Source organism: Pleomorphomonas sp. NRK KF1 (assembly GCF_023721755.1).
GTDB lineage: Bacteria > Pseudomonadota > Alphaproteobacteria > Rhizobiales > Pleomorphomonadaceae > Pleomorphomonas.
Genome location: NZ_JAMDLH010000005.1, coordinates 137,872 through 162,304, shown reverse-complemented (window position 1 = coordinate 162,304; position 24,433 = coordinate 137,872). Strand labels below are relative to the sequence as shown.

The window sequence follows — 24,433 nt, the reverse complement described above, 5'->3', positions numbered from 1 at the left end:
CGTCGCTCCCCACATCGTCCGTCAGAAGTTGTAGTCGGCCATGTTGTCCTTGGTGACGCCGACCCAGCCCTGGCCATAGAGCAGGTTGGGGGAGGCGCCTTCCGGCGTCGTCAGGCTCTCGTAGCCCTTGAGGCCGAGGTTGAGACCGGCCTTGATCTCATCCTTCTTCTCGCTCAGCGCCATGACGGCGAGCGTGTTCATGGCGTAGGCGGCAACGGCCGGATCCCAGAACTGGATGTACTGGATGTCGCCGTCTTGCAGGTACTTGCCCGCCACCGACGGCAGGCCGGTACCGGCGAAGAACACCTTGTCCTTGAGACCGCGTTCGGCGATCAGACGACCGGCGCCGGCCGAGGTCGGCATCGGGCCGCCGACGATGCCGGTGACGTCCGGATAGGTCGTCAGGGCTTCGGACAGGCGGTTGTAGTCGGTGTTGGCGTCGTCATAGGTCTCGAGACGCTCGGTGGCGAGCGCCATGTCGGGGAAGTGTTCCTTCTGGTAGGCGATGGCGCCGTCGATCCACTCGTTCTGCGACTGCGAGGTCAGGCTGCCGACGGTGGCGAGGTACTTGCCCTTGCCGCCCATGGACTTGCCGAGGACTTCCATCAGCTTGGCGCCGTAGGCCCTATTGTCGAAGGCTTCGAGCACGTAGTCAGCGTTCTTGAGATTGGAGGCTTCGTGGGCGATCACCACGATGCCGCGATCGCGAGCCTTCTGGAGCACGGGCTCGACGGCTTCCACCGAGAAGGGAACGACGCAGATGGCGTCGACGCCCTGGGCGATCAGGTTCTCGATCAGCTGCACCTGAGCCGCCGCGTCGGCCTGGCTCGGGCCGACCTGCCAGACGTCGTGTCCGGTGTCGTCGCCGAACTGCTTGACGCCATCGCGCATGCGATCGAACCAGGCGATGCCGTCGACCTTGACCACCGTGGCGATCGAGAAGGTCTTGCCGGCGGCGTCGGCCGTGATGTCCTTGCGGGCCTGGCTTACGTCGACGACGCCGTCGGCGAAGGCCGGCAGAGCCAGCATGGAAAGGCCGGCGGCCAGCGATATCAGTGTCTTCCTCATTGTGTCGTCTCCTCCCAAGAGATCGATTGTCAAAGGCCCGTCAGTATCCGGCCGGGCCTCCCTTACCGGCGCCGCCGACAATGGCGATACTGGCGCTGGCACCTATGCGCGTGGCCCCGGCTTCCACCATGGCCCACGCAGTCTCGGCGGTGCGAACACCGCCGGAAGCCTTCACTCCCATGTCCGGACCGACCACCCGACGCATCAGCGCGATATCCTCCACAGTCGCGCCACCCGTCGAGAAACCGGTGGATGTCTTCACGAAGTCGGCGCCGAGCTCCTTGGAGATCTGGCAGGCCGTTTCCTTCTGAGCGTCGTTCAAGAGACAGGTTTCGATGATGACCTTCAGCAGCTTGCCGGCCGTCGCCTGCCTGACGGCGGCGATATCGGCGCGGAAGCGGTCGAGATCGCCTTCGAGCAAAGCGCCAACATCGATCACCATGTCGATCTCGTCTGCTCCGTCGGCGATGGCCCGAGAGGCTTCATCGGCCTTGGCGGCGGCCCCGGAGGCGCCGAGCGGGAACCCGACCACGACGCAAGTCTTCACTTTGCTGCCCTTCAGCCGATCGGCCACGAAGCGGGCGTGAACGGCATTGACGCAAACCGAGGCGAAACCATGGGCGATTGCCTCCTCGCAAAGTCGCGCCACCTCGACCCTCGTCGCTTCGGGCTTCAGAATCGTGTGGTCGATCATGCCGGCCAGAGTCTGCGAATTTCCAACCGAATTGTGTTTTGATTCTTCCACTTTCAGGCCTCCATCCGGCCGAGATGTTATGATTCTAACAAGAATTGTTTGGAAGGTTTCATAGTGGCCTTGACGAGTCAAGGGGAAAGGTGGATTGAAAGGCCTGCAAGCGGCGAGGACATCCAGTGAAGAAGGCCGAACGCCTAGAGCGCCTCGATGACAGGTTGAAGGATGCTGGCGTGCTGCATCTCAGCGATGCGGCAAGCCATCTCGGCGTGTCGGAAATGACCGTGCGGCGAGACCTTGCATCGGCGCCGCATCTGTTCAGCTACCTCGGCGGCTACATCCTGCCGGCGGGCAGCGAGCGCTCCACCTATCGTCTTGATGCAGAAGCCGACACCCATTCCGAGGCAAAGGATCTGGCGTGCCAGAAGGCGTCGCGGCTGGTGGAGCCGGACGACACGATCTTCATCGATTGCGGGACCACGACGCCCCGGATGACCGAATATCTGCCACTGTCCGGCAAGCTGACCGTCATCACCTACGCCATGAACGTTGCCGAGCGCGTCATGAAGCGACCGAACACCAACCTGATTCTGCTGGGAGGGCTGTTTCACGCGTCATCGCAGACCTTTTCCGGCGACGAGGCGCTCCGGTCGGTCGAGCGGCTGGGGATCAGCAAAGCCTTCTTGTCGGCCGGTGGGCTGCATTCGCAGCATGGCGCCACCTGCTCGAACTTTCATGAAGTGCCGATCAAGCAGGCGGTGCTGGCGCGCGCCGGCCTGAGCTATCTGGTGATCGATTCAAGCAAGCTCGAGAAGATCAAGCCGGCATACTTCGCAACGACCGACCAGTTCGACGCCGTCATCACCGAATGAGGGCTTGCCGTCGCGTTTCTCGCATGCACTCAGGCCGTCAGGCGAGGGCGGCGATGGCGGTCTTTGCCTGATCGAGCGCGGCGATCGCGCGATCCTTGGCCTCTTCGCTCTTCGCTTCGGCGAGAACGGCTTCGGCGGCGGCCACTTCCGACGCGGCGACGGCCGGATCGAACTCGGCCTCCGGCACCGCCTTCTCGGCCAGAACGCTGAGGCCGGATGCGTTGACGTCGGCAAAGCCGCCGCGCACGTAGATGCGGCTGGAAACGCCGCCGGCCTTGACGGTGACGATACCGGTCTTCAGCGTGGTCAGGAACGGCGCGTGACCGGCGAGCACGCCAAAGTCGCCCTCGCTGCCGGGCAGGTCCACCTGATCGGCGTCGATCGACAGAATCAGGCGCTCAGGGCTGACGAGCTCGAACTTGAAGGTTGCCATCCGGCGCTCCCAACGGTGTTTTCTGGCAGTTCCAAGCTTCGGGAACCGCTCCGACGGCCATTTTGGCCGGTCAATGCATAGGTCCGGCGCGACGGCGCCGAAGAAGGCGGGCGGCCATGGCCGCCCCGCCCGATCAGATCATCAGGCCGCCTGAGCGGCGAGGCGCTGGGCCTTCTCGACGGCATCGTCGATGGTGCCAACCATGTAGAAGGCCGCTTCCGGCAGATGGTCGTAGAGGCCTTCGCAGAGCCCCTTGAAGCCCTTGATCGTGTCTTCGAGAGCGACGAGCTTGCCGGGCGAGCCGGTGAACACTTCGGCGACGTGGAACGGCTGGCTCAGGAATCGCTCGATCTTGCGGGCGCGCGCCACCGTCAGCTTGTCCTCTTCCGAGAGCTCGTCCATGCCGAGGATGGCGATGATGTCCTGCAGACCCTTGTACTTCTGCAGGATCTGCTGCACCTGGCGGGCGACGGCGTAGTGCTCTTCACCGACGATCTGCGGGTCGAGCATGCGCGAGGTCGAGTCCAGCGGATCGACGGCCGGGTAGATGCCCTTCTCGGAGATGGCGCGGTTCAGCACGGTCGTGGCGTCCAGATGGGCGAACGAAGTGGCCGGCGCCGGGTCGGTCAGGTCGTCGGCCGGCACGTAGATGGCCTGCACCGAGGTGATCGAACCCTTGTTGGTGGTGGTGATGCGTTCCTGCATCGCGCCCATGTCGGTGGCGAGCGTCGGCTGGTAGCCCACCGCCGAAGGAATGCGGCCGAGCAGAGCCGACACTTCCGAACCGGCCTGGGTGAAGCGGAAGATGTTGTCCACGAAGAACAGCACGTCCTGGCCCTTGTCGCGGAAATGCTCGGCGACGGTGAGACCGGCCAGCGCGACGCGGGCGCGGGCACCCGGCGGCTCGTTCATCTGGCCATAAACGAGGGCGCACTTGGAACCGTCGGTCGAACCGCCATGCTCGCGCGGATCCTTGTTGACGCCCGACTCGATCATCTCGTGATAGAGGTCGTTGCCCTCGCGGGTACGCTCGCCGACGCCGGCGAACACCGAGTAACCGCCGTGCGCCTTGGCGACGTTGTTGATCAGCTCCTGGATCAGCACGGTCTTGCCGACGCCGGCGCCGCCGAACAGGCCGATTTTGCCGCCACGGGCGTAGGGCGCGAGCAGGTCGACGACCTTGATGCCGGTCACCAGAATTTCGGCTTCCGTCGACTGGTCGGTGTAGTCGGGCGCTTCCTGGTGGATGGCGCGCTTGCTCTCGCCGACGATCGGGCCGACTTCGTCAACCGGCTCGCCGATGACGTTCATGATGCGGCCGAGGCAGGCGTCGCCCACCGGCACCGAGATCGGCGCGCCGGTGTCGACCACTTCCTGGCCGCGCACGAGGCCCTCGGTGGTATCCATGGCGATGGTGCGGACGGTGTTCTCGCCGAGGTGCTGGGCAACCTCGAGCACGAGGCGGTGCTCACCGTTCTTCGTCTCGAGCGCGTTCAGGATCGCCGGCAGATGTTCGTCGAACTTGACGTCGACGACGGCGCCGATGACCTGGGTGATCCGTCCGATATGCGTTTCAGCCATCGATGTGGTCCTTGATCGAGTTACGGTCAGAGCGCCTCGGCGCCCGAAATGATTTCAACGAGTTCGGTGGTGATCTTGGCCTGACGCGTGCGGTTGTAGGTGATCGACAGACGATCGATCATCTCGCCGGCGTTACGCGTCGCGTTGTCCATGGCAGTCATCTTGGCGCCCATCTCGCCGGCCGCGTTCTCCAGGAGCGCGGAGAACAGCGTGACCGAGATGTAGCGCGGCAGCATGGTTTCAAGGATTTCGGCCTCGTCCGGCTCGAACTCGTAGTCGGTCTCCAGGGCGGCGGCCGGTGCGTCCACCTTGACAGGCAGCAACTGCTTGGCCGTGGGGATCTGCTGGATGACCGACTTGAATTCCGAGTAGAACAACGTGCAGACGTCGAACTCGCCCGCCTCATAGAGGTCGACGATGCGCTTGCCGAGATCGACGGCGATGTCGAAGCCGACAGTCTTCACGCCGCGAAGCTCGACACGGTCGATCATGCGGTTGCCGTGCTCGCGCTTCAGGGCATCGGCGCCCTTCTTGCCGACGGTGAGGATCTTCACGGTCTTGCCGGCGGCGAGCAGGCTGGCGGCATGCTCGCGGGCCAGACGGACGATCGACGAATTGAAGCCACCGCAGAGGCCGCGTTCGGCGGTGCAGACGACGAGAAGGTGGACCTCGTCGCGTCCGGTGCCGGCGAGAAGAAGCGGTGCGTCGTCGCGGCCCGCCATGGCGCTGGCAAGGTTGGCAACCACCGCGCCAAGACGGTGGGCGTAGGGACGGGCGGCGACCGCCGCCTCCTGCGCGCGACGAAGCTTCGCCGCGGCGACCATCTGCATCGCCTTGGTGATCTTCTGCGTCGCCTTCACCGAAGCGATGCGGTTCTTGAGTTCTTTCAAGCTGGCCATATCGGCTCCTGCCCGAGGGGCATCGGGGCGCGGGAGAGGAGGGCGGCTTTCGCCCCCCTCGGTTCATCCGGCGTTCGCGTCAGGCAAAGGTCCTGGCGAAATTGGAAATCGCGTCGTGGAGCTTGCCGCGAAGCTCGTCGGAGAGCTGCTTCTCGGCCCAGATGCGCTCCAGGATGTCGGAATGCTTCTCGCGCAGGTAGCGGAGCAGGCCGTCCTCGAACGGACGGACCTTGCTGAGCGGCAGCGGATCGAGGAAGCCCGACACGCCGGCGAAGATCACGGCCACTTCTTCCTGCGTCTTCAGCGGCGAGAACTGCGGCTGCTTCAGGAGCTCGGTCAGCCGGGCGCCACGGTTGAGCAGGCGCTGCGTCGACGCGTCGAGGTCGGAGCCGAACTGAGCGAAGGCCGCCATCTCGCGATACTGGGCAAGCTCGCCCTTGATGGTGCCGGCAACCTGCTTCATCGCCTTGATCTGGGCGGACGAGCCGACGCGCGACACCGAGAGGCCGACGTTCACCGCCGGGCGGATGCCCTGGTAGAACAGCGAGGTCTCAAGGAAGATCTGGCCGTCGGTGATCGAGATGACGTTGGTCGGGATGTAGGCCGACACGTCGTTGGCCTGGGTCTCGATGACCGGCAGGGCGGTGAGCGAACCGGAGCCATTCTCGTCGTTGAGCTTGGCGGCGCGCTCGAGCAGGCGGGAGTGCAGGTAGAACACGTCGCCGGGGAAGGCTTCGCGTCCCGGCGGACGGCGCAGCAGCAGCGACATCTGGCGGTAGGCGACGGCCTGCTTGGTGAGGTCGTCGTAGGCGATCAGCGCGTGCATGCCGTTGTCGCGGAAATACTCGCCCATGGCGCAACCGGCGAACGGGGCGATGTACTGCATCGGGGCCGGATCGGAGGCCGTGGCGGCGACGACGATCGAGTACTTGAGCGCGCCGGCGTCTTCCAGCTTCTTGACGAACTGGGCGACGGTGGAGCGCTTCTGGCCGATGGCGACGTAGACGCAGTAGAGCTTGTGCTTCTCGTCGTCACCCTCGTGCAGGGACTTCTGATTGAGGAAGGTGTCGAGAATGATCGCGGTCTTGCCGGTCTGGCGGTCGCCGATGACGAGCTCGCGCTGGCCACGGCCGATCGGGATCATGGCGTCGATGGCCTTGAGACCGGTCGACATCGGCTCATGCACCGACTTGCGGGGGATGATGCCGGGCGCCTTGACGTCGACGCGGGCGCGCGTCTCGTACTCGATCGGGCCCTTGCCGTCGATGGGATTGCCGAGGGCGTCGACGACGCGGCCGAGCAGGCCACGACCGACCGGCACGTCGACGATGGCGCCGGTCCGCTTGACGGTGTCGCCTTCCTTGATGTCGCGGTCGGAGCCGAAGATGACGACGCCGACGTTGTCGCTCTCGAGGTTGAGCGCCATGCCGCGAATGCCGCCGGGGAACTCGACCATCTCGCCCGCCTGGACGTTGTCGAGACCGTAGACGCGGGCGATGCCGTCACCCACGGAAAGAACCTGGCCGACCTCGGATACTTCGGCGTTGCGGCCGAAGTTCTTGATCTGCTCCTTGAGGATTGCGGAAATTTCCGCGGCGCGGATATCCATCAGCCGACCTCTTTCAATGCAATCTTGAGTGCGTCGAGTTTCGTTTTGAGCGACGTGTCGATCATGCGCGAACCCAGTTTGACGACGAGACCGCCGATCAACGACGGGTCGACCTCGAGTTCAACATGAACCGACTTGCCGGATATGTCGGCCAGCGCGCGCTTGATGTCGGCGAGCTGGCTGTCGGAAAGGGGGATCGCCGAGGCGATGCCGGCCGTCACTTCGCCGCGTCGGTCAGCGAGCAACTGACGGAAGCCACGAAACATGTCGGCCATCGCCGAAAGGCGGTTGTTGGAGGCGACGAGCTTGATGAAGTTGGTCAGGGTCTGTCCAAGGCCGGCAGCCTCGACCACGGCGCCAATTGCCCGGACCTGATCTTCGTTGCTGAAGACAAGCGACTTCATCAGTCGGCGAAGGTCAGCGCTTTCCCGGCGGAGGGTCTCGAAACGGGCGATGTCCGCCTCGACGATATCGAGCTCGCCGGTCTCGCTCGCCAGTTCGAACAGGGCCGTTGCATACCGCTCGGCGACCCCGAAGACCATCGTTTCCGCTTCGCTCACGTAAGAACCCCTCATCGGTGCGAACCATCAAAGGTTCACCCGTTTGAACGCTTTGAAGAAATTCGCAGAATAGAATACGACGGCGGCACGGCGCACGGCCCCGCAGCGAACTTGGCTCCGTCTATCACAGGACTTTCCCTCACGCAACGCGTTCACTGGATTCAGGAATTCCGCGTTTTGCGCGGATATCCTTAGGTAAATGGCCGCTTGGGACATCCCCTTAAAAAAACCTCATCCTAAAGTCGAATAGTTTATCGTTTTAGGTGGGGTTGAGCGCCGGTTTTGCGGCGATCAAAGGAAGTTTTGCGGATCGACGTCGACATAAGCCTCGACGCCGCGCGTCGGCCGGTCGGCGGCGGCGATCCAGGCGCGCATGTAGGCGGAAAGGTCGGTGTCGCGGCCGGAGTGGGCAATGAGGCGGAAGCGGTGACGGCCGCGCACCACGGCGAGCGCCGCCTCGGCCGGGCCCAGCACCTCGACGGAGGGATCTCGCGGCGCCATGCGGGCGAGGTGGCGGGCGTGGTCCTCGGCCAGCTCCCTGGTTGGGCCGGATACCAGGATCGCCGCGAGGCGGCCGAAAGGCGGCATGGCCGACCGTTCACGCTCGGTAAGCTCCGTCCGGTAGAAGCGCTCGGCGTCTCCCGATATGAGCGCTTCGATCACCGGGCTTTCCGGCGCATAGGTCTGGAGCAGGCCGAGACCCTTGCCGATGACGCGGCCGGCGCGCCCGGTGACCTGGGCCAGCAGCTGGAAAGTGCGTTCGGCGGCGCGCGGATCGCCTTGGGACAGGCCCAGGTCGGCATCGACGACGCCGACCAGCGTCAGTTTGGGGAAGGTGTGCCCCTTGGCCACCATCTGCGTGCCGACGACGATGTCGCACTCGCCCTTGGCCACCGCCTCGAACTCCGCCTTGAGGCGCTGGATGCCGCCGCCGATGTCCGACGACAGGACCACGGTGCGCTTGTCGGGGAGCAGGGTTTGCATCTCCTCGGCGATGCGCTCGACGCCGGGGCCGCAGGCGACGAGGCTGTCGAGCGTACCGCAGGAGGGGCACGCCTCGGGCCGGGGAACCGTGTGGCCGCAGTGATGACAGACGAGCCGACCCCTGAAGCGGTGTTCCACCAGCCAGGCGGAACATTGCGGGCACTGGAAGCGGTGGCCGCAGGACCGGCAGAGCGTGAGCGGCGCATAGCCGCGCCGATTGAGGAACAGCATGGCCTGTTCGCCGCGCTCAGTCACCTCGCGGATGGCGGCGACGAGACCGGGGGCGAGAAAGCGGCCGCGCGGCGGGCCGGCCTTGCGCATGTCGATGGCGTAAAGGCTGGGAAGATCGCGCCCCGTGGCTCGGGCTGGCAGCACCAAGTGGCGATAACGGCCGCGCTCGGCGTTGACGCGACTTTCGAGCGAGGGCGTCGCCGAGGCGAGGATGACGGGGACCTTTTCCAGTCGACCGCGCACGACCGCCATGTCGCGGGCATGATAGCTAGCCCATTCTTCCTGCTTGTAGGCGCCGTCGTGTTCCTCGTCGACGACGATCAGGCCGAGGTCGGCAAAGGGCAGGAACAGGGCCGAACGAGCCCCGACGACAACGCGCGCCTCGCCAAGAGCCACCGCCCGCCAGGTGCGGGCGCGCATCTTCGGGGTGACGTCCGAATGCCATTCCGCCGGCAGGGCGCCGAAACGCTCGGAGAAGCGCTCAAGGAAAGCGCGGGTCAGCGCGATTTCCGGGACCAGGATCAGCGCCTGCCGGCCGGCCCTCAGCGCGTCGGCGACCGCTTCCAGGTAGACCTCGGTCTTGCCGGAGCCGGTGACGCCGTCGATCAGCGTCACGCCGTTGTCCTGGGCTTCGCGCAGTTGGGCAACGGCGGCGGTCTGGTCGGGGGTGAGGGCGATGGGATTGAAGTCGGGATCGGGCGTGCGAAACGGCCGGCCGGGAGGCAGTTCCACTTCGGCCAGCGCGCCGGCAGTCACCAGTCCCTCGACGACCGACGGGGAGACGCCAGCCGCTGCTGCGAGGCCTGCGCGCGTCCAGGCTTGTCCCTCGTTCTCGGCGAGCAGCGCCAACACCCGTCGGCGGGCGTCGGTGAGACGCTCGGGTGCGGCATTTGTCGCCACGAGCCCGCGCAAAGGCGGTTCCGGCTCCAGCGCGTCCGGCGCGCGCAGCACCATTCGCATCACCATGCCACGCGGCGTCAGCGTGTAGCGGGCGACCCAGTCGACGAAGGTGAGCATCTCCGCTGTCAGCGGCGGCGCATCGAAGGCGATCTCGATGGGACGCAGGCGGTTCGAGGAGGCCTGGAGCTCCGCCGGTTCGGCGGTGACGACGCCGACCACCTTGCGCGGACCGAGCGGCACCTGAACGATCGAGCCGGGCACGACCACCATTCCGTGCGGTACCCGGTAGGAATAGGACAGGTCGAGACCGACCGGCGTCAGAACCTGCACCACTTCGCCGCCGGCAGCGGGGCGGGGGGCAGCCTCTCCGAACAGGTCATGTATCGAGTTGGCGGGTTTTTCGGTCGGCATCGGCTGATTCGAGGTGTGCGGCGATTGATCATAGGCTAAACGGAGGGCCGTCGCCTCGCCAAGCCGTCGCCGCCGCAAGGGAAAAGCTGCCGACCATGAGCCGTCCCGCCGTCATCGTTCTTTCCTCCTTCGTTGCCCGTGGATCCGTGGGCGCGCGCGCCGCCTTTGCGCTGGAGCGGCTCGGTCACCGCGTATGGACCTTGCCGACGGTCATCCTGCCCTGGCATCCCGGCCACGGCCGCGCTCATCGCATGGCCTTGCCTGAAGCCGATTTCGCCGCGCTCTGCGCCGATCTTGCTCGCGCACCCTGGCTGTCGGAAGTCGGTGGCATCATCACCGGATATCTCGGTTCGGCCGGACAGGCGGACGCCGCTGCCGGGCTGGTCGCCGCCGTCAGGGCAGCCAATCCGCAGGCCCTTCACCTCGCCGATCCCGTCATCGGTGACATGACCACCGGCGGTACGGGTGGTCTCTATGTTCCTGAACCGGTTGCTGCTGCCCAGCGCGATCGCCTGGTCGCCATTGCCGACATCGCAACGCCCAATCGCTTCGAACTTGGCTGGCTGACGGGGCGGCCGGTCGAGACGCTGGGCGAGATCGCCTCGGCAGCCCGCGCTCTCGGACCGAAGCGTGTCGTCGTCACCTCGGCGCCGGCCCTGATGAGCGGAAAGATAGCGGCGGCGCTCGTCACGGCGACCGAGACCATCGTTGCCGAGAACCAGATGGTCGAGGGCGCCCCCAACGGGACGGGCGACCTGTTCGCGGCCCTGTTCCTGTCGCGGCTGATCGGGGGCGCGTCCGAGGAAGCGGCTCTCGCGGTCGCATCGGCCTCGACCTTCGAGGTCATTGCCCGGTCGGTGAAGGCGGGCGGGCGCGAGTTGGAACTGGTGGATCAGCAGGAGGCACTGGTTCGGCCGATGGCTATGGTCGACATTCGTCGGCTCGCCACGCCGCGCCGCCCCGTCGCGCGTCCCTCGGGGATCGAGACCTTGTGAAGCGCGCCATGATTGACGCTTATAAGTATACTTCCGTATAACACGTCCGCGGAGACTTCGTCTCTCCGTCCCTCCAGCCGGATTTTCGCCGATGACCGAACCGAAAGCTCCTCTCAGCCCGAAACTCCCCGCCTCCTTCCCGGGGCGTCTGACGACAGGCTACGAGGCTTTCCGGGAGGGGCGGTATCCAAGCGAGAACGAGCGCTACAAGCGGCTCGCCGCCGAGGGCCAGAAGCCGCGGATCATGATCATCGGTTGCTCGGACAGCCGCGTTTCGCCCGAGGTGATCTTCGACGCCGGTCCGGGCGAGATCTTCGTCGTCCGCAACGTCGCCAACATCGTGCCGCCCTACACACCGGACGGTGAGACGCATGGCACCTCCGCCGCGCTCGAATTCGCCGTGATGGCGCTCGCCGTCCGCCATATCGTGGTGATGGGGCACGGCCGCTGCGGCGGTATCGCGGCGGCGCTCGACAGCCGCGATCCCCTGACGCCGACCGACTTCATCGGCAAGTGGGTTTCGGTGTTGGACGACACTGCCGAGCGGGTGCGGTGCGACCATGCGATCGCCCCGGGGCTGCGCTACACGGCGCTGGAGCACGAAGCGATCAAGTCGTCGCTCAAGAACCTTCTCGCCTATCCGTTCGTCAAGAACCGTGTCGAGACTGGCGCGCTGGCGCTGCATGGCGCCTGGTTCGACGTCTCGGAGGGCGAACTTCATGTGCTCGATCACGAGAGCGGAGATTTCACCGTCCTCTCCGGTACGCTTGCCCCTTGAACCTTGACGGCAAGGCGATTACGGCTAACGGCCGAAGCCGGCCGGACGAGGCCGTGCGCCCTGCTTTCTGTTCTTGAGGATGCGACGATGGCAAAGAATTCGCTGTTCCTGCTGCCCGGCGACGGCATCGGCCCGGAAATCATGGCCGAGGTCGAGACGATCATCGCGTTTCTGAACCGCAAGGGCCTGACCGACTTCTCGCTCGATCGCGGTCTGGTCGGCGGTTCGGCCTATGACGCCCACGGCGCTGCCATCTCCGAGGCCGACATGGCCAAGGCGCTTGCCGCCGATGCCGTGCTGTTCGGTGCCGTCGGTGGTCCCAAGTGGGACAGCGTTCCCTATGACTGCCGCCCCGAAGCCGGTCTGCTGCGTCTTCGCAAGGATCTCGGCCTGTTCGCCAACCTGCGTCCGGCGATCTGCTATCCGGCGCTGGCCGACGCCTCGTCGCTGAAGCGCGAGGTGGTCGAAGGCCTCGACATCCTGATCGTGCGCGAGCTGACCGGCGGCGTCTACTTCGGCGAGCCGAAGGAAATCGTCACGCTGGAGAACGGCGAGAAGCGCGCCGTCGACACGCAGGTCTACACCACCCACGAGATCGAGCGCATCGCCCGCGTCGCCTTCGACCTCGCCAAGGCCCGCAACGGCCGCGTTTCCTCGGCCGAGAAGCGCAACGTCATGAAGTCGGGCGTGCTGTGGAACCAGGTGGTGACCAAGGTCGGCAAGGAAGAGTATGCCGACGTCAAGCTCGATCATATCCTGGCCGACAACTGCGCCATGCAGCTCGTCCGCTATCCCAAGCAGTTCGACGTCATCCTGACCGACAACCTGTTCGGCGACGTTCTCTCCGACATCGGCGCCATGTTGACCGGTTCGCTGGGCATGCTGCCCTCGGCCTCGCTCGGCGCGCCCGACGCGGCGACCGGCAAGCGCAAGGCGCTCTACGAGCCCGTCCACGGCTCGGCGCCCGACATCGCCGGCACCGGCGCGGCCAACCCGATCGCCATGATCGCCTCTTTCGGCATGGCGCTGCGCTATTCCTTCGGCCTGATCGATCTCGCCGGCAAGCTGGACGAGGCGATCGCCCGCGTGCTCGGCAAGGGGCTTCGGACCAAGGACATCGCCCAGAAAGGCGAGGCCACCGTCGACACCCGCGCCATGGGCGCGGCAATCCTGGCCGAGTTCGAGGCGCTGGTCGGCTGAGGTATTCGACTTTCGGCGATCGGAGGGCCGCTCACGGGGTTGTTAACTCCGGTGCTCTTGTTTTCGGGGGATGTCGCACCAAATCATGGTCATGACGGCATCGCCCATAAGGCACTGCCCCCCGTCTCGCCAGCGGCGGTGGCCGTCGGTCGGGCTCCCCTCCCGGCCCGCGCTGATCCCTAGCGCCGCGCCCAGCCTTCCCCCGAGGCTGGGCGCTTCTTTTTTGAGCTATTCCTTGAGCTCCAAGCCTTCGTAAATGTCGGCAAGGGATAGGCGCACGCCAATTTCGGGCAGATCGACTAGACCTTCGTGTCCCATTGCCTCACCCTCGAGGATGAGTTCGCCTCCCGCCCGGCGCAGCACAGCTGCACGCATGACGTCCTGGTTCAAGATGACATAGGTGGAGATGGTCGGAATGGAGGCATAGTCGCGCGGCTTCTGAAGATAGTCGGTGGTGAGCGAGCCCGGTGACACCACTTCGATCACCACGGCCGGTCCGGTGGCGATATGGTCTGCCGGGGCGCTCGGGCCGCAGTCGACCATGACATCGGGATAGCGGACGTTTCCTCTGGGGGTGGCGACGGCCACTTCCATACGAGCCTTGCACGGCTTGTCGCGAAGAGATTCCCGAAGGGAAGAAAAGACGTTGCCGATAATATCGCCGTGAGCAATGCTTCCGCCCGTCATCAGTCGTGGCCGGCCATCCACCAGCTCGTGGCGCTCCTCCTGCGTCTCCTGCCAGTGCAGGAACTGATCGACGCTCATGGGCGTCTCGGCCAGTTGGGTCATGCTTGCGGTCCTCTTCTCTGTCGGGATGCTATCACATCGCCGATTGTCGGCGCCCCGGTTTTTCAGTATAGAGCGGGTCATGAACGCGAAGCCGCAGATCACGCGCCTGCCGACGTCGGCCGATTATTTCCCGGCCCACGATCACGCGCGCCTGCCGTGGCGGTTTCTGGCGCGGCAGACCGGCGACAGCCGACTCCGGCCCTGAGATGATGGCCGGCGCTGCCGGACCCTTCTACTGCTTTCCAGACAGATCAGGGGTGAGGTTCGCCCGCCCCACGGAATCGAAAGTCCGATCATCATGACCGCCAAGCCCCGTACCCTCTACGACAAGATCTTCGACGACCACGTGGTCGAGACGCAGGCCGACGGCACGTCGTTGCTCTACATCGACCGTCATCTCGTGCACGAGGTGACCAGCCCGCAGGCCTTCGAGGGCTTGAGGACGGCTGGCCGCAAGGTGCACCAGCCGGGCAAGACGCTTGCCGTCGTCGACCACAACGTGCCGACCACCGACCGCAGCAAGGGCATCGAGGATCCCGAGAGCCGCGACCAGGTTGCCCAGCTCGCCATCAACGCCGCCGAGTTCGGCGTCGAGTATTACAACGAGCTCGACAGGCGGCAGGGCGTCGTGCACGTGGTTGGCCCCGAGCAGGGCTTCACGCTGCCGGGCATGACCATCGTCTGCGGTGACAGCCACACCTCGACGCATGGCGCCTTCGGCGCGCTCGCCCATGGTATCGGCACCTCCGAGGTCGAGCATGTGCTCGCCACGCAGACGCTGATCCAGAAGAAGGCGAAGAACATGCTGGTACGCGTCGACGGCAAGGCGCCGGCCGGCGTCACTGCCAAGGACATAGTGCTGGCGATCATCGGCGAGATCGGCACGGCCGGTGGTACCGGCCACGTCATCGAATATGCCGGCGAGGCGATCCGCGACCTTTCCATGGAAGGCCGCATGACCGTCTGCAACATGTCGATCGAGGGTGGCGCCCGTGCCGGCCTGATCGCGCCGGACGAGACGACCTATGCCTATATCGCCGGTCGCCCGAAGGCGCCGACGGGCGAGGCGCTGGAACGCGCCATGGCCTACTGGAAGACCCTCTATACCGACGAAGGCGCCCATTTCGACAAGGTGGTGACGCTGGATGCCGCCAGCCTGCCGCCGATCGTCAGTTGGGGCACCAGCCCGGAGGACGTCGTGGCGATCACCGGTGTGGTGCCCAATCCGGACACCATCGCCGATGAGACCAAGCGCGCCTCCAAGTGGCGCGCGCTCGACTACATGGGTCTCAAGCCCGGCCAGAAGATGACCGACATCGCCCTCGACAAGGTGTTTGTCGGCTCCTGCACCAATGGCCGCATCGAGGATCTCCGGGCTGCCGCCGCCGTCGCCAAGGGGCGCAAGGTGGCCTCCTCGATCAAGCTGGCGATGATCGTGCCGGGGTCCGGCCTCGTCAAGGAACAGGCGGAAGCGGAAGGCCTCGACAAGATCTTCATCGAGGCGGGTTTCGAGTGGCGCGAGCCGGGCTGCTCGATGTGCCTTGCCATGAACCCCGACAAGCTGGCGCCGGGCGAGCGTTGCGCCTCCACCTCGAACCGCAACTTCGAAGGACGTCAGGGCTATATGGGCCGCACGCATCTTGTGTCGCCGGCCATGGCGGCGGCGGCGGCCATCGCCGGCCACTTCGTGGACATCCGCGACTTCAAGTGACGTGGCGCTGCGGCGCGCGGGATCATTTGCAAGAAAAGGCCGGGGCCTGGCGCTCCGGCCTTTTTCATTGCTCGCCCAGCCAGCGCAGCCAGCGACCATGGAAGTCGCCGCGCGCCAGGACGTGGTGCTCGCCCGAAGGGAAAAGCGTGACCAGGAGGCCGGCACCGGGCGTCTGGCCGTCCGCCTCCAGTCGCAGCCAGGCGAGCGGCGCCGTCTCGGCAGCCCTCAGCATGGCTGTCTGGATGCCGAGACGGGCAGGATCGGCGAGGTATTGCCAGAAGATCGAGTGGACGACGACACGCAGCGCTCCGTCTTCCGGCGGTTTGGCCAGTTCGCGGGCGAGGAATTCGGCGGCGTCGGCCATCTCGACACGCTCGCGCCGGGCGGCGGCGTGATCGAGGGCGGCGTTGAGCCGTGCCTTGCGTTCCGTCTGGTCGGCCCAGACATAGGACAGAAGCCGCGTGCGGTGTTCCGCGTCGGCCGGATCGAGTGGAGCAAGATCACAGGCTCTGCGGCGAACCACCTCGACGGCGGCATCGAGCGGTGGCGGGGCGTCACAGTCGGGGGCGAGTTCGAGGGGGGCTTTCGTCTTGCCCCAGCGGGTATCGCCGTAGCGATAGGCGTAGTCGTCCCAGTGAAGGTTGAGGCCTGCGCTGGCGCCGATTTCCAGGATGTCGAGCTTGGGACCGAAGCGGCGGGCGAGCCAGAGGAAGCCGGGCAGAAGCATGGCCGACCGGCCGACCTCATTGGTCTGCGGCGGGCTCATCAGGATGTCATGAAGGTCGTGGTCGTGCCGGCCGATGGCGGCGCTGACGGCGGCGGCGAGCGTTTCGTCCGACACGTCGGTCGGCGGGTAGACGGCTGCGAGGCCGGCGTCGCGTCGGGTCAAGACGAGACGATGCAGGCCGCCGAACAGGCGGAGCGGCACGGCGTCTTCGCCGGCGTGACCGTTCCAGGCGAGGATGCGGCGGCCGGTCAGCGTCGTCTGGTCGAGAAAGCGGGGCGCGAGGTCGGCAAGGCGGGCGGTGAATGGGGAGCCCATGGCTCGGCAGGCCTCGGCCTGGCGATGGAAATGGTCGAAGATGTCGCTCATCGCGGCTTGCCTCCCAGCTTTCCCGAATCCGTCGCGACGATAGCGGCGGGGATCGGCGATGACCAGCCCGGAGGCCGTCACGCCGCCGTGAGCGGGCGATGCTCGCTTCCGCCACAAAAAACGCAACTCGCTTCGTCTCAGCCTTGCCCAAGCCGCCGGCATGGGGCAAGTAATGCTGGTGTCACGCGTAAGTGTCGCTTTTCCGGGGGACTTTTGACCATGTCGCTGACGATTGCCGCTGTCACCCAGGCGGACGCCCACAAGCTGGCGCCGATCATCGCCGCCTATGCCCAGGCAATGAAGCGCGGGGCGCCGCGCCGTCCGGACGAGTATTACGCCGAGCTTCTCGCCGTCGATCCGGCAACGGAAGTGCTGGGTGCCTTCGTCGATGAAGAGCTGGTCGGCTTTGCCGTGTTCTTCGATCTGCCGGACACCATGTCGGGTCATCGGGTCGGCCATCTCGAGGACATCTACGTCCTGCCGGAGTTCCGCAACCGCGGCATCGGCCGCAAGTTCGTCGAGGTGCTGAAGGTCGAGGGGCAGAGCCGCGGCTGGGATCGCCTGCGCTGGGTCGTTCCGCCGCCTGTCGACGCCGCTGCCACCGGGCTGCCGACAGACAGCGCGCTCTACGAAGAGATCGCCACGCCGTCAGTTTCCAAACTCTACGACATCGTCATCGATCCTCTGTCGCGCAAGTCCTGACGGTTTGCCTAGAAAGCGAGCAGGTATAGCCCAAGCTCAGGGCTTTCCCGGATGGCTGTTTCGCCCTTAAATGCGGTCGCGCTCAATGCGACCGCAGGGAGAGATGATGGCTGTCCTGACCAAGCTGACGCACGTCACCCGCTATGTCTATGACAAGCCGGTCGTTCTCTCTCCTCAGTTGGTGCGTCTGAGGCCTGCGCCGCACAGCCGCACCGCCGTGCCGGCCTATGCGCTGAAGGTCACGCCGGAGAACCACTTCGTCAATTGGCAGCAGGATCCGCACGGCAACTGGCTGGCCCGGTTCGTCTTTCCCGAGCCGACGTCCGAATTCTCCGTGAGCGTCGACCTGCTCGCCGAGATGGCGGTCTACAATCCGTTCGATTTCTTCATCGAGGATTATGCCGAGACCTGGCCGTTCACCTACGTGCCGGATCTCGCCAAGGACCTTGCCCCGTTTCTCGAATGCGAGGAGGAGGGGGAGCTCTTCGAGGCCTATCTCGCGGCGATTCCGCGCGAACGCAAGCAGACCACGGATTTCGTCGTTGCGGTGAATCAGGCGCTCCAGCAGCACATCGGCTATGAGATCCGTCTTGAGCCGGGCGTGCAAAGTCCCGAGGAGACGCTGACGCGCCGGGCGGGATCGTGCCGCGACAGCGGCTGGCTCCTGGTGCAGCTTCTGCGCCGGCTCGGCCTCGCCGCTCGTTTCGTCTCGGGCTACCTCATCCAGCTCAAGCCCGACGTCAAGGCGCTCGACGGTCCGTCGGGCACCGACGTCGATTTCACCGATCTTCATGCCTGGGCGGAGGTCTACATTCCCGGCGCCGGCTGGATCGGCCTCGATCCCACTTCGGGTCTTTTGACCGGAGAGAGCCATATTCCGCTCGCCGCCACGCCGCACTATCGCTCGGCGGCGCCCATCGTCGGCTCCTTCAGCGCGCCGCCCGACACGAAGGCCGAGTTCTTCTTCGAGATGAAGATCGCGCGTATCGACGAGCGACCACGAGTCACCTGGCCCTTCTCCGATGACGCTTGGGAGCGTCTCGACCAGTTGGGCGAGGCGGTGGATGCCGATCTCGCGGCCGGCGACGTTCGTCTCACCATGGGGGGGGAGCCGACCTTCGTCTCGATCGACGACTACCAGTCGGAGGAGTGGAACACAGCCGCCGTCGGCCCCACCAAGCGGGGCCGGGCCGATGAGTTGATCCGTCGCCTTGCCGCTCGCTTCGCGCCGGGCGGCTTCCTGCACTATGGACAAGGCAAGTGGTACCCGGGCGAGAGCCTGCCGCGCTGGACGTTCTCGCTCTACTGGCGCAAGGACGGCAAGCCGATCTGGCGCAATCTCGACCTCGTCGCGCCGGAAGCCGAGCTCGCACCGGCCAATGAGGAGGGCGCCTGCGCATTGGCTCGTGGCATTGCCCGCCGGCTTGGCGTGTCCGGTCGCTGCGCCGTGCCGGCCTACGAGGACCCGGCCCACTGGATACTGAAGGAATCCGGGTTGCCGGACAATGTCACCGCCGAGGACAGCAAACTCGACGATCCGGAGGAGCGCGCCCGCATCGCGCGGGTGTTCGAACGGGGGCTTAGGACGCCCAGCGCCTATGTGCTGCCGGTGCAGCGCTGGCAAGGAGCGGCCGGCAGGGGCTGGCTGTCGGAGGTCTGGAACTTCCGGCGCGGCAAGCTCTACCTTCTTCCGGGCGACTCTCCGGCCGGCTTTCGTTTGCCGCTCGCCTCGCTTCCATGGGTGCCGCCGGCCGCCTATCCCTTCCATGTCGATCGCGACCTGATGGGCGAACTCCCGGATCTGCCGGATCCCGATCAGCTGGCCACGGCCTATGAGCACTCCCGCGAGCAGGCAACCGACGATCCGCGCGTCGACCAGTGGATGACCGGCGACGGCGAAGCCGTCCGCACGGCCATGAGCGTCGAACCTAGGAATGGCCGGCTCTGCGTGTTCATGCCACCGGTGGCCGGCGCGGACGATTACCTCGAGCTTCTCACCGCTGTGGAATCCACGGCCGAGGACCTCGGGCTGCCCGTTCATATCGAGGGCTATCCGCCACCGCACGATCCGCGCCTCAACGTCATCCGAGTTGCGCCCGATCCCGGCGTCATCGAGGTCAACGTCCACCCGGCCGCCGGCTGGAGGGATTGCGTTGCCATCACCTCGACGGTCTACGAGGAGGCGAGGCTCTCCCGCCTCGGCACGGACAAGTTCATGATCGATGGCCGCCACACCGGCACCGGCGGTGGCAACCACGTCGTGGTTGGCGGCGCGTCACCGTCCGATAGCCCGTTTCTTCGCCGGCCCGACCTTCTCAAAAGCCTCGTCCTCTACTGGCAACGACATCCGTCACTCAGCTACCTGTTCTCGGGTCTGTTCATCGGGCCGACGAGCCAGGCGCCGCGCATCGACGAGGCGCGGCATGACGCCCTCTACGAGCTTGAGATCGCGCTTGCCCAGGTACCTGCGCCGGGCGAAGGGGCTGCGCCTTTGCCTTGGCTGGTCGATCGCCTGTTCCGCAATCTTCTGACCGATGTCACCGGCAACACCCACCGCTCGGAAATCTGCATCGACAAGCTGTTTTCGCCGGACGGTCCGACAGGTCGACTGGGCCTTGTCGAGTTCCGATCTTTCGAGATGCCGCCGGACGCGCGCATGTCGCTCGCCCAGCAGCTTCTGCTCCGGGCGCTGATCGCCTGGTTCTGGAAGGAGCCGCAGCAAGGTAGTTTCACCCGTCACGGCACGGCGCTGTTCGACCGCTTCATGCTGGAGCATTTCGTCTGGCAGGACTTTCTCGAGGTGATCGCCGACCTCAACCGAGCCGGCTATCCCATGGAGTCGGTTTGGTATGACGCCCAGCGCGAATTCCGCTTTCCCTATTTCGGCACCGTCAACCGGCAGGGCGTATCCCTCGAACTCAGGGGCGCGCTCGAGCCCTGGCATGTCACCGGCGAGCAGGGAGCCGCCGGTGGCACGGTACGCTTCGTCGACAGCTCGGTGGAGAGGTTGCAGGCGCGCGTTTCCGGCTTCGATCCAGCCCGGCATGTCCTTGCCTGCAACGGGCGGCGCGTGCCGGTTGCTGCGGCCGGCCGTATCGGGGACTATGTCGGCGGTGTTCGCTTCAAGGCGTGGCAGCCGGCCAGCGGCATCCATCCGGTGCTGCCGGTCAATGCACCGCTGACCTTCGAAATCGCCGATCGCTGGTCGAAGCGCTCGCTGGGCGGCGCCACCTATTTCGTCGCCCATCCCGGTGGTCGCAACTACGAGACCTTCCCCGTCAACGCCTACGAGGCCGAGGCGCGGCGGCTTGCGCGCTTTCAGGACTTTGGGCATTCGCTGGGGGCTGTGAACCTGCCTGTCGAGGAAGTGCCGGGCGAGTTCTCGACGACGCTCGACCTCCGGCGGCCCACCGGCATATGAAACGGGACCGACGGGTGGCCATCTTGGCGATGCCGCGCCGGTCTGCTTAACTTGACAGCCCAACTGTCGCCCACGCCGGAAACCCGATGAGTCAGCTTCAGCCCGATCCGCCCTCTGCCGGACAGAAAGCCGGATCCGGTTTGCTGACGCGAGGCTACAAGCCGCTTGCCGGCGCCTATGACGAGATGATGGCGCCCGATGGCACGTTGCGCGGGCCCTGGCCTTCCTTTTTGCAGCGGCTCGCCGATCTCGGCGAGGATGGCGTGCGCGAGGCCTTTGCCGGCACAGAGCAGCAGCTCAAAAGCTCGGGCGTGTTCTTTCGCGTCTATGACGACCCGGCCGGCGCCGAACGGCCGTGGCCGCTGACGCCGCTGCCGCTTCTCATTTCCCAATCGGAGTGGGCTGCGCTATCGGCCGGGGCCATTCAGCGCGCCCGTCTCACGGAGGCGCTGCTCGCCGATGTCTATGGTGCAGGGCGGCTTGCGCGCGACGGCGTGATACCGGCCGCCGCCATTGCCGGAAGTCCCGATTTTCTGAGACCGATGGTCGGTGTCGTGCCGAAGGGCGGCCGTTTCCTGCGCTTTTTCGCCGTTGATCTCGGCCGGGGCCCCGATGGACGCTGGTGGGTGCTGAGCGACCGCGCGCAGGCGCCGTCCGGCGCCGGCTACGCGCTGGAGAACCGGTTGGCGGTGACGCGGGCACTGCCGGAGGTGGCGCGCGGGCTCAATGTCGAGCGGCTCGCGCCGTTCTTCCAGGCGTTTCGCGACGATCTCGGCGCCCTCAACGCCAATGCCGAGGCGCGGGTTGGTCTGCTGACGCCGGGCCGGCTCAACGAGACCTATTTCGAGCATGCCTATCTCGCCCGCTACCTCGGCTTTCTGCTGGTGGAAGGCGGCGACCTGACGGTGCGTGGCGATGCCGTCTATGTGCGTACGGTTTCCGGTCTCAAGCGCATCGATGCGCTGTGGCGGCGCCTCGACGGCGATTTTGCCGATCCCCTCGAACTCCGTACGGCTTCGGCGCTCGGTGTGCCGGGCCTCGTGCAGGCGGTTCGCTCGGCAAATGTCGACGTCACCAACGCGCTCGGTTCCGGCGTTGCCGAGTCGCGGGCCCTGATGGGGTTCATGCCGGCGCTCTGCCGGCATCTGCTCGGCGAGGAGCTGACGCTGCCGAACCTCGCCACATGGTGGTGCGGGCAGGAGGCGGAGCGGCAGGCGGTGCTCGCCGGTTTCGACCGCATGGCCATCGCCTCGGCCTTCTCCGGGCCTCTGCCGGGGTTGCCCTTCTGGAGCAAGCTTGGCGCGGCCATGACCAAGGCCGAGGGGCAGGTGGCGCGGGATCTGATCGAGACACGCGGCCTCGACGTGGTCGGCCAGGAGAATGTCGGCCTTTCCACCATGCCGGTCTGGGACGGCAACCGCCTGGTGCCCAAGCCTTTTGTGCTGCGCCTGTTCGTGGCCGCCGTCGGCGATCGGGACTGGGTGGTGATGCCTGGCGGTTTCTGCCGCATATCGGGGTCGAGCGACGCCCGCCTCGTGTCCATGCAGCAAGGGGCCGAGACGGCCGACGTTTGGGTTCTGTCCGATGCGCCGGTCAGAGAGGTTTCGCTGCTGCCTCAACCGGATCGCGTATCCATTCGCCGATCCACCGGTACGCTGCCGTCGCGTTCGGCGGACAATCTCTATTGGCTCGCCCGTTATCTGGAACGGTCGGAAGGTACCCTGCGTCTTCTACGCGCGCTTATCAACAGACTGGTGGAGGCCGGTGGCGATGCCGACCAGCCGATCATCCGGGCGCTGACCGACCATTTGCGGTTCATCGGCGCCATCGATCTCGAACGCGAGGGGACGCCGGTCCAGCTTGTCGCCGCGGCGCTGGGCGACCCCGCGTCTCCCTCCGGCCTGCCGGCGCTGACCGGCGCGGCACGGGCCGCCGGCTCGGCCATTCGCGACCGCCTGGCGCCGGACGCTTTCCGGGCGGTGACGGAAATCGCTGTCCTGTTCGAGAGCATGGGCCGGCGGCGCCTCACCCCTGTCCAGATGCTCGACGAGGTCAATCACGGCCTGCGACGCATTGCTGCCTTCGCCGGCCTTGCCTCGGAGAACATGAACCGCGCCATGGGCTGGCGGTTCCTCGATCTCGGCCGCCGGATCGAGCGGGCGCTCACCACGGCGGGCTTGGTCCGTCAGTTCGCCCTCGAAGCGCCCTCGACCGAGGCGCTCGATCTCGCTCTTGAGGCAGGCGACAGCCAGATCACCTATCGCTGGCGCTACGTCATGCGACCGGCCCCCTTGCCGGTGATCGACCTCTTGATGCTGGACGATGCCAACCCGCGTTCGGTCGCCTTCCAGACGGCGCGTATCGTCGAGCATCTGGAGGCATTGCCGGCCACCCGGGTCGACGGGCGCCCCGTGGAGCTTCTGCGCCTTGCCCGCAAGCTTGACGCGCGGCTCGCCAATACGGCAGCCGAGAAGCTCGAAACGCGGGATGTCGACAAGATCATCAACCGGTTGTTGCGGCTGTCCGGCCTTGTGACCGATCGCTTCTTCACCCAACGCCCCAGCGAAGTGCGGCTGGAGGAACTCGAATGATCTACGAGTTGCGCCAGCAGACGCGCTACGCCTACGCGGCGGCAGTCCCCTATTCGAGCCATGTCGCCCGGCTGTTGCCGGTGGACCGCAAGGGGCAGACGGTGCGCAAGGCGATGCTTTCCATCGCCCCCATGCCGTCGGAGCGGCGGGAGACCCTGGATTTCTTCGGCAACCGCATCTGCCATTTCGCTCTTGACCGACCGCATGACGAATTGGTCGTTCGCCTCGAAGCCGAGGTGGAAGTGCGGCCAGTCGAGCCATATCTCGCCGCGCTGACGCCATCGGCAGACGAAGTTCGTACACTCGCGGTGGCAAGCCGCGACCTCGGCCCGGACTCGCCGGTGCATGGTCTGTTCGTCTCGCCGTCGGTGCCTCTCGATGCCGCCATCACCCGCTATGCCGCCCAGTCGTTCTCTGCTCGGCGATCCATGCTGGAAGGGGCGATCGAGCTCATGAAGCGGATCAAGGGAGATTTCGCCTATGTGCTCGGCGCCACGGATGCCGACACTAGGCCGTCGGATGCTTTCGCCGCGAGAAAGGGCGTCTGCCAGGACTTCGCCCATGTCATGATCGCCGGCCTCAGGGGTATTGCGCTGCCGGCACGCTACGTTTCCGGCTATCTCCGCACCGAACCGCCGCCCGGCAAGGAGAGGCTTGAGGGGGCAGATGCCACCCATGCCTGGGTGGAGGTGTGGTGTGGCGGGGAGGCCGGCTGGGTGGGGCTTGACCCGACCAACGGCATCATGGCCGGCGAGGATCATCTCGTTCTCGCCATCGGACGCGACTATTCCGACGTTTCGCCGCTCGATGGCGTCATCGTCGCCTCGGGCGCCCATAGCCTGACGGTCGCCGTCGATGTCATCCCGCTGCCCGGTCCATCCGCCAAGCGCTTGCTTCGGGTCGTCGAATGAGCC

Annotated in this window: 20 protein-coding genes; 10 read left to right on the top strand and 10 right to left on the bottom strand. The window is 66.0% G+C overall.

Translation table 11 applies throughout. The features are described 5' to 3' along the window. Nucleotides 1–21: 21 nt before the first annotated feature. Nucleotides 22–1,068: an autoinducer 2 ABC transporter substrate-binding protein gene (locus M4J39_RS14085; RefSeq protein WP_251728968.1), complete on the bottom strand. Its 1,047-nt coding sequence runs from the start codon at nucleotides 1,066–1,068 to the stop codon at nucleotides 22–24. A gap of 40 nt (nucleotides 1,069–1,108) precedes the next feature. Next, entirely contained in the window at nucleotides 1,109–1,762 is a 654-nt protein-coding gene (gene deoC, locus M4J39_RS14080; protein ID WP_251728967.1) for a deoxyribose-phosphate aldolase, read from the bottom strand. A gap of 176 nt (nucleotides 1,763–1,938) precedes the next feature. On the opposite strand from deoC, the gene M4J39_RS14075 reads away from it, so the two are divergent. Then, nucleotides 1,939–2,631, top strand: a complete 693-nt coding sequence (locus M4J39_RS14075; RefSeq protein ID WP_251728965.1) for a DeoR family transcriptional regulator — start codon at nucleotides 1,939–1,941, stop codon at nucleotides 2,629–2,631. A 37-nt stretch (nucleotides 2,632–2,668) separates the two neighbouring features. Here the strand turns inward: M4J39_RS14075 and M4J39_RS14070 are convergent, their stop codons facing one another. From M4J39_RS14070 to M4J39_RS14045, 6 genes are all read right to left on the bottom strand, one after another. After that, complete coding sequence (locus tag M4J39_RS14070) at nucleotides 2,669–3,064, bottom strand: F0F1 ATP synthase subunit epsilon (RefSeq protein ID WP_251728963.1); 396 nt, start codon at nucleotides 3,062–3,064, stop codon at nucleotides 2,669–2,671. A gap of 141 nt (nucleotides 3,065–3,205) precedes the next feature. After that, nucleotides 3,206–4,645 carry a F0F1 ATP synthase subunit beta gene (gene atpD / locus M4J39_RS14065; protein WP_251728961.1) on the bottom strand — a complete coding sequence of 480 codons (1,440 nt, stop codon included), beginning with the start codon at nucleotides 4,643–4,645 and terminating at the stop codon, nucleotides 3,206–3,208. Between the two features lie 26 nt (nucleotides 4,646–4,671). After that, nucleotides 4,672–5,544, bottom strand: coding sequence for a F0F1 ATP synthase subunit gamma (locus M4J39_RS14060; protein ID WP_251728959.1), 873 nt, complete (start codon nucleotides 5,542–5,544; stop codon nucleotides 4,672–4,674). Between the two features lie 79 nt (nucleotides 5,545–5,623). Next, nucleotides 5,624–7,153 carry a F0F1 ATP synthase subunit alpha gene (atpA, locus tag M4J39_RS14055; RefSeq protein ID WP_251728957.1) on the bottom strand — a complete coding sequence of 510 codons (1,530 nt, stop codon included), beginning with the start codon at nucleotides 7,151–7,153 and terminating at the stop codon, nucleotides 5,624–5,626. After that, nucleotides 7,153–7,713 carry a F0F1 ATP synthase subunit delta gene (locus tag M4J39_RS14050; RefSeq protein ID WP_371875451.1) on the bottom strand — a complete coding sequence of 187 codons (561 nt, stop codon included), beginning with the start codon at nucleotides 7,711–7,713 and terminating at the stop codon, nucleotides 7,153–7,155. Before M4J39_RS14050 ends, atpA begins: the two co-directional genes overlap by 1 nt. Before the next feature lie 291 nt (nucleotides 7,714–8,004). Then, nucleotides 8,005–10,239 carry a primosomal protein N' gene (locus tag M4J39_RS14045; RefSeq protein ID WP_251728954.1) on the bottom strand — a complete coding sequence of 745 codons (2,235 nt, stop codon included), beginning with the start codon at nucleotides 10,237–10,239 and terminating at the stop codon, nucleotides 8,005–8,007. Between the two features lie 95 nt (nucleotides 10,240–10,334). On the opposite strand from M4J39_RS14045, the gene pdxY reads away from it, so the two are divergent. The 3 genes from pdxY to leuB all read left to right on the top strand — a co-directional run bounded on the left by pdxY (nucleotide 10,335) and on the right by leuB (nucleotide 13,212). Further along, nucleotides 10,335–11,234 (top strand): pyridoxal kinase, encoded by a 900-nt coding sequence (pdxY, locus tag M4J39_RS14040; protein WP_251728952.1) that lies wholly within the window; start codon nucleotides 10,335–10,337, stop codon nucleotides 11,232–11,234. Nucleotides 11,235–11,325: 91 nt separating this feature from the next. Then, nucleotides 11,326–12,012, top strand: a complete 687-nt coding sequence (locus M4J39_RS14035) for a carbonic anhydrase (RefSeq protein WP_251728950.1) — start codon at nucleotides 11,326–11,328, stop codon at nucleotides 12,010–12,012. Nucleotides 12,013–12,099: 87 nt separating this feature from the next. Continuing rightward, nucleotides 12,100–13,212, top strand: a complete 1,113-nt coding sequence (gene leuB / locus M4J39_RS14030) for a 3-isopropylmalate dehydrogenase (protein ID WP_251728948.1) — start codon at nucleotides 12,100–12,102, stop codon at nucleotides 13,210–13,212. A 228-nt stretch (nucleotides 13,213–13,440) separates the two neighbouring features. On the opposite strand, the gene M4J39_RS14025 is transcribed toward leuB, so the two are convergent. Next, a complete protein-coding gene (locus M4J39_RS14025; protein WP_251728946.1) occupies nucleotides 13,441–14,001 on the bottom strand; it encodes a Uma2 family endonuclease in 561 nt (186 codons plus the stop codon). Nucleotides 14,002–14,080: 79 nt separating this feature from the next. On the opposite strand from M4J39_RS14025, the gene M4J39_RS22930 reads away from it, so the two are divergent. Together M4J39_RS22930 and leuC are read left to right on the top strand one after the other, a co-directional pair. Continuing rightward, the gene (locus M4J39_RS22930) at nucleotides 14,081–14,206 is read left to right on the top strand and encodes a hypothetical protein (protein ID WP_256469760.1); all 126 of its coding nucleotides are present in this window, start codon (nucleotides 14,081–14,083) and stop codon (nucleotides 14,204–14,206) included. 93 nt (nucleotides 14,207–14,299) lie between these two features. Next, a complete protein-coding gene (leuC, locus tag M4J39_RS14020) occupies nucleotides 14,300–15,712 on the top strand; it encodes a 3-isopropylmalate dehydratase large subunit (protein WP_251728944.1) in 1,413 nt (470 codons plus the stop codon). Between the two features lie 64 nt (nucleotides 15,713–15,776). Here the strand turns inward: leuC and M4J39_RS14015 are convergent, their stop codons facing one another. Next, entirely contained in the window at nucleotides 15,777–16,805 is a 1,029-nt protein-coding gene (locus M4J39_RS14015; protein WP_251728942.1) for a DUF2332 domain-containing protein, read from the bottom strand. Nucleotides 16,806–17,024: 219 nt separating this feature from the next. On the opposite strand from M4J39_RS14015, the gene M4J39_RS14010 reads away from it, so the two are divergent. From M4J39_RS14010 to M4J39_RS13995, 4 genes are all read left to right on the top strand, one after another. Next, nucleotides 17,025–17,507, top strand: a complete 483-nt coding sequence (locus tag M4J39_RS14010) for a GNAT family N-acetyltransferase (protein WP_251728940.1) — start codon at nucleotides 17,025–17,027, stop codon at nucleotides 17,505–17,507. A gap of 106 nt (nucleotides 17,508–17,613) precedes the next feature. Beyond that, complete coding sequence (locus M4J39_RS14005) at nucleotides 17,614–20,928, top strand: DUF2126 domain-containing protein (protein ID WP_251729256.1); 3,315 nt, start codon at nucleotides 17,614–17,616, stop codon at nucleotides 20,926–20,928. 86 nt (nucleotides 20,929–21,014) lie between these two features. After that, nucleotides 21,015–23,519: a circularly permuted type 2 ATP-grasp protein gene (locus M4J39_RS14000; protein ID WP_251728938.1), complete on the top strand. Its 2,505-nt coding sequence runs from the start codon at nucleotides 21,015–21,017 to the stop codon at nucleotides 23,517–23,519. Continuing rightward, nucleotides 23,516–24,430 carry a transglutaminase family protein gene (locus tag M4J39_RS13995; RefSeq protein ID WP_251728936.1) on the top strand — a complete coding sequence of 305 codons (915 nt, stop codon included), beginning with the start codon at nucleotides 23,516–23,518 and terminating at the stop codon, nucleotides 24,428–24,430. Before M4J39_RS14000 ends, M4J39_RS13995 begins: the two co-directional genes overlap by 4 nt. Nucleotides 24,431–24,433: the final 3 nt, after the last annotated feature.

Coding starts and splice junctions, on each gene's coding strand:
- M4J39_RS14085 (WP_251728968.1), bottom strand. CDS start 1,068: ATGAGGAAGACACTGATATCGCTGGCCGCCGGCCTTTCCATGCTGGCT.
- deoC (WP_251728967.1), bottom strand. CDS start 1,762: ATGATCGACCACACGATTCTGAAGCCCGAAGCGACGAGGGTCGAGGTG.
- M4J39_RS14070 (WP_251728963.1), bottom strand. CDS start 3,064: ATGGCAACCTTCAAGTTCGAGCTCGTCAGCCCTGAGCGCCTGATTCTG.
- atpD (WP_251728961.1), bottom strand. CDS start 4,645: ATGGCTGAAACGCATATCGGACGGATCACCCAGGTCATCGGCGCCGTC.
- M4J39_RS14060 (WP_251728959.1), bottom strand. CDS start 5,544: ATGGCCAGCTTGAAAGAACTCAAGAACCGCATCGCTTCGGTGAAGGCG.
- atpA (WP_251728957.1), bottom strand. CDS start 7,153: ATGGATATCCGCGCCGCGGAAATTTCCGCAATCCTCAAGGAGCAGATC.
- M4J39_RS14045 (WP_251728954.1), bottom strand. CDS start 10,239: ATGCCGACCGAAAAACCCGCCAACTCGATACATGACCTGTTCGGAGAG.
- pdxY (WP_251728952.1), top strand. CDS start 10,335: ATGAGCCGTCCCGCCGTCATCGTTCTTTCCTCCTTCGTTGCCCGTGGA.
- M4J39_RS14035 (WP_251728950.1), top strand. CDS start 11,326: ATGACCGAACCGAAAGCTCCTCTCAGCCCGAAACTCCCCGCCTCCTTC.
- leuB (WP_251728948.1), top strand. CDS start 12,100: ATGGCAAAGAATTCGCTGTTCCTGCTGCCCGGCGACGGCATCGGCCCG.
- M4J39_RS14025 (WP_251728946.1), bottom strand. CDS start 14,001: ATGACCCAACTGGCCGAGACGCCCATGAGCGTCGATCAGTTCCTGCAC.
- M4J39_RS22930 (WP_256469760.1), top strand. CDS start 14,081: ATGAACGCGAAGCCGCAGATCACGCGCCTGCCGACGTCGGCCGATTAT.
- leuC (WP_251728944.1), top strand. CDS start 14,300: ATGACCGCCAAGCCCCGTACCCTCTACGACAAGATCTTCGACGACCAC.
- M4J39_RS14015 (WP_251728942.1), bottom strand. CDS start 16,805: ATGAGCGACATCTTCGACCATTTCCATCGCCAGGCCGAGGCCTGCCGA.
- M4J39_RS14010 (WP_251728940.1), top strand. CDS start 17,025: ATGTCGCTGACGATTGCCGCTGTCACCCAGGCGGACGCCCACAAGCTG.
- M4J39_RS14005 (WP_251729256.1), top strand. CDS start 17,614: ATGGCTGTCCTGACCAAGCTGACGCACGTCACCCGCTATGTCTATGAC.
- M4J39_RS14000 (WP_251728938.1), top strand. CDS start 21,015: ATGAGTCAGCTTCAGCCCGATCCGCCCTCTGCCGGACAGAAAGCCGGA.
- M4J39_RS13995 (WP_251728936.1), top strand. CDS start 23,516: ATGATCTACGAGTTGCGCCAGCAGACGCGCTACGCCTACGCGGCGGCA.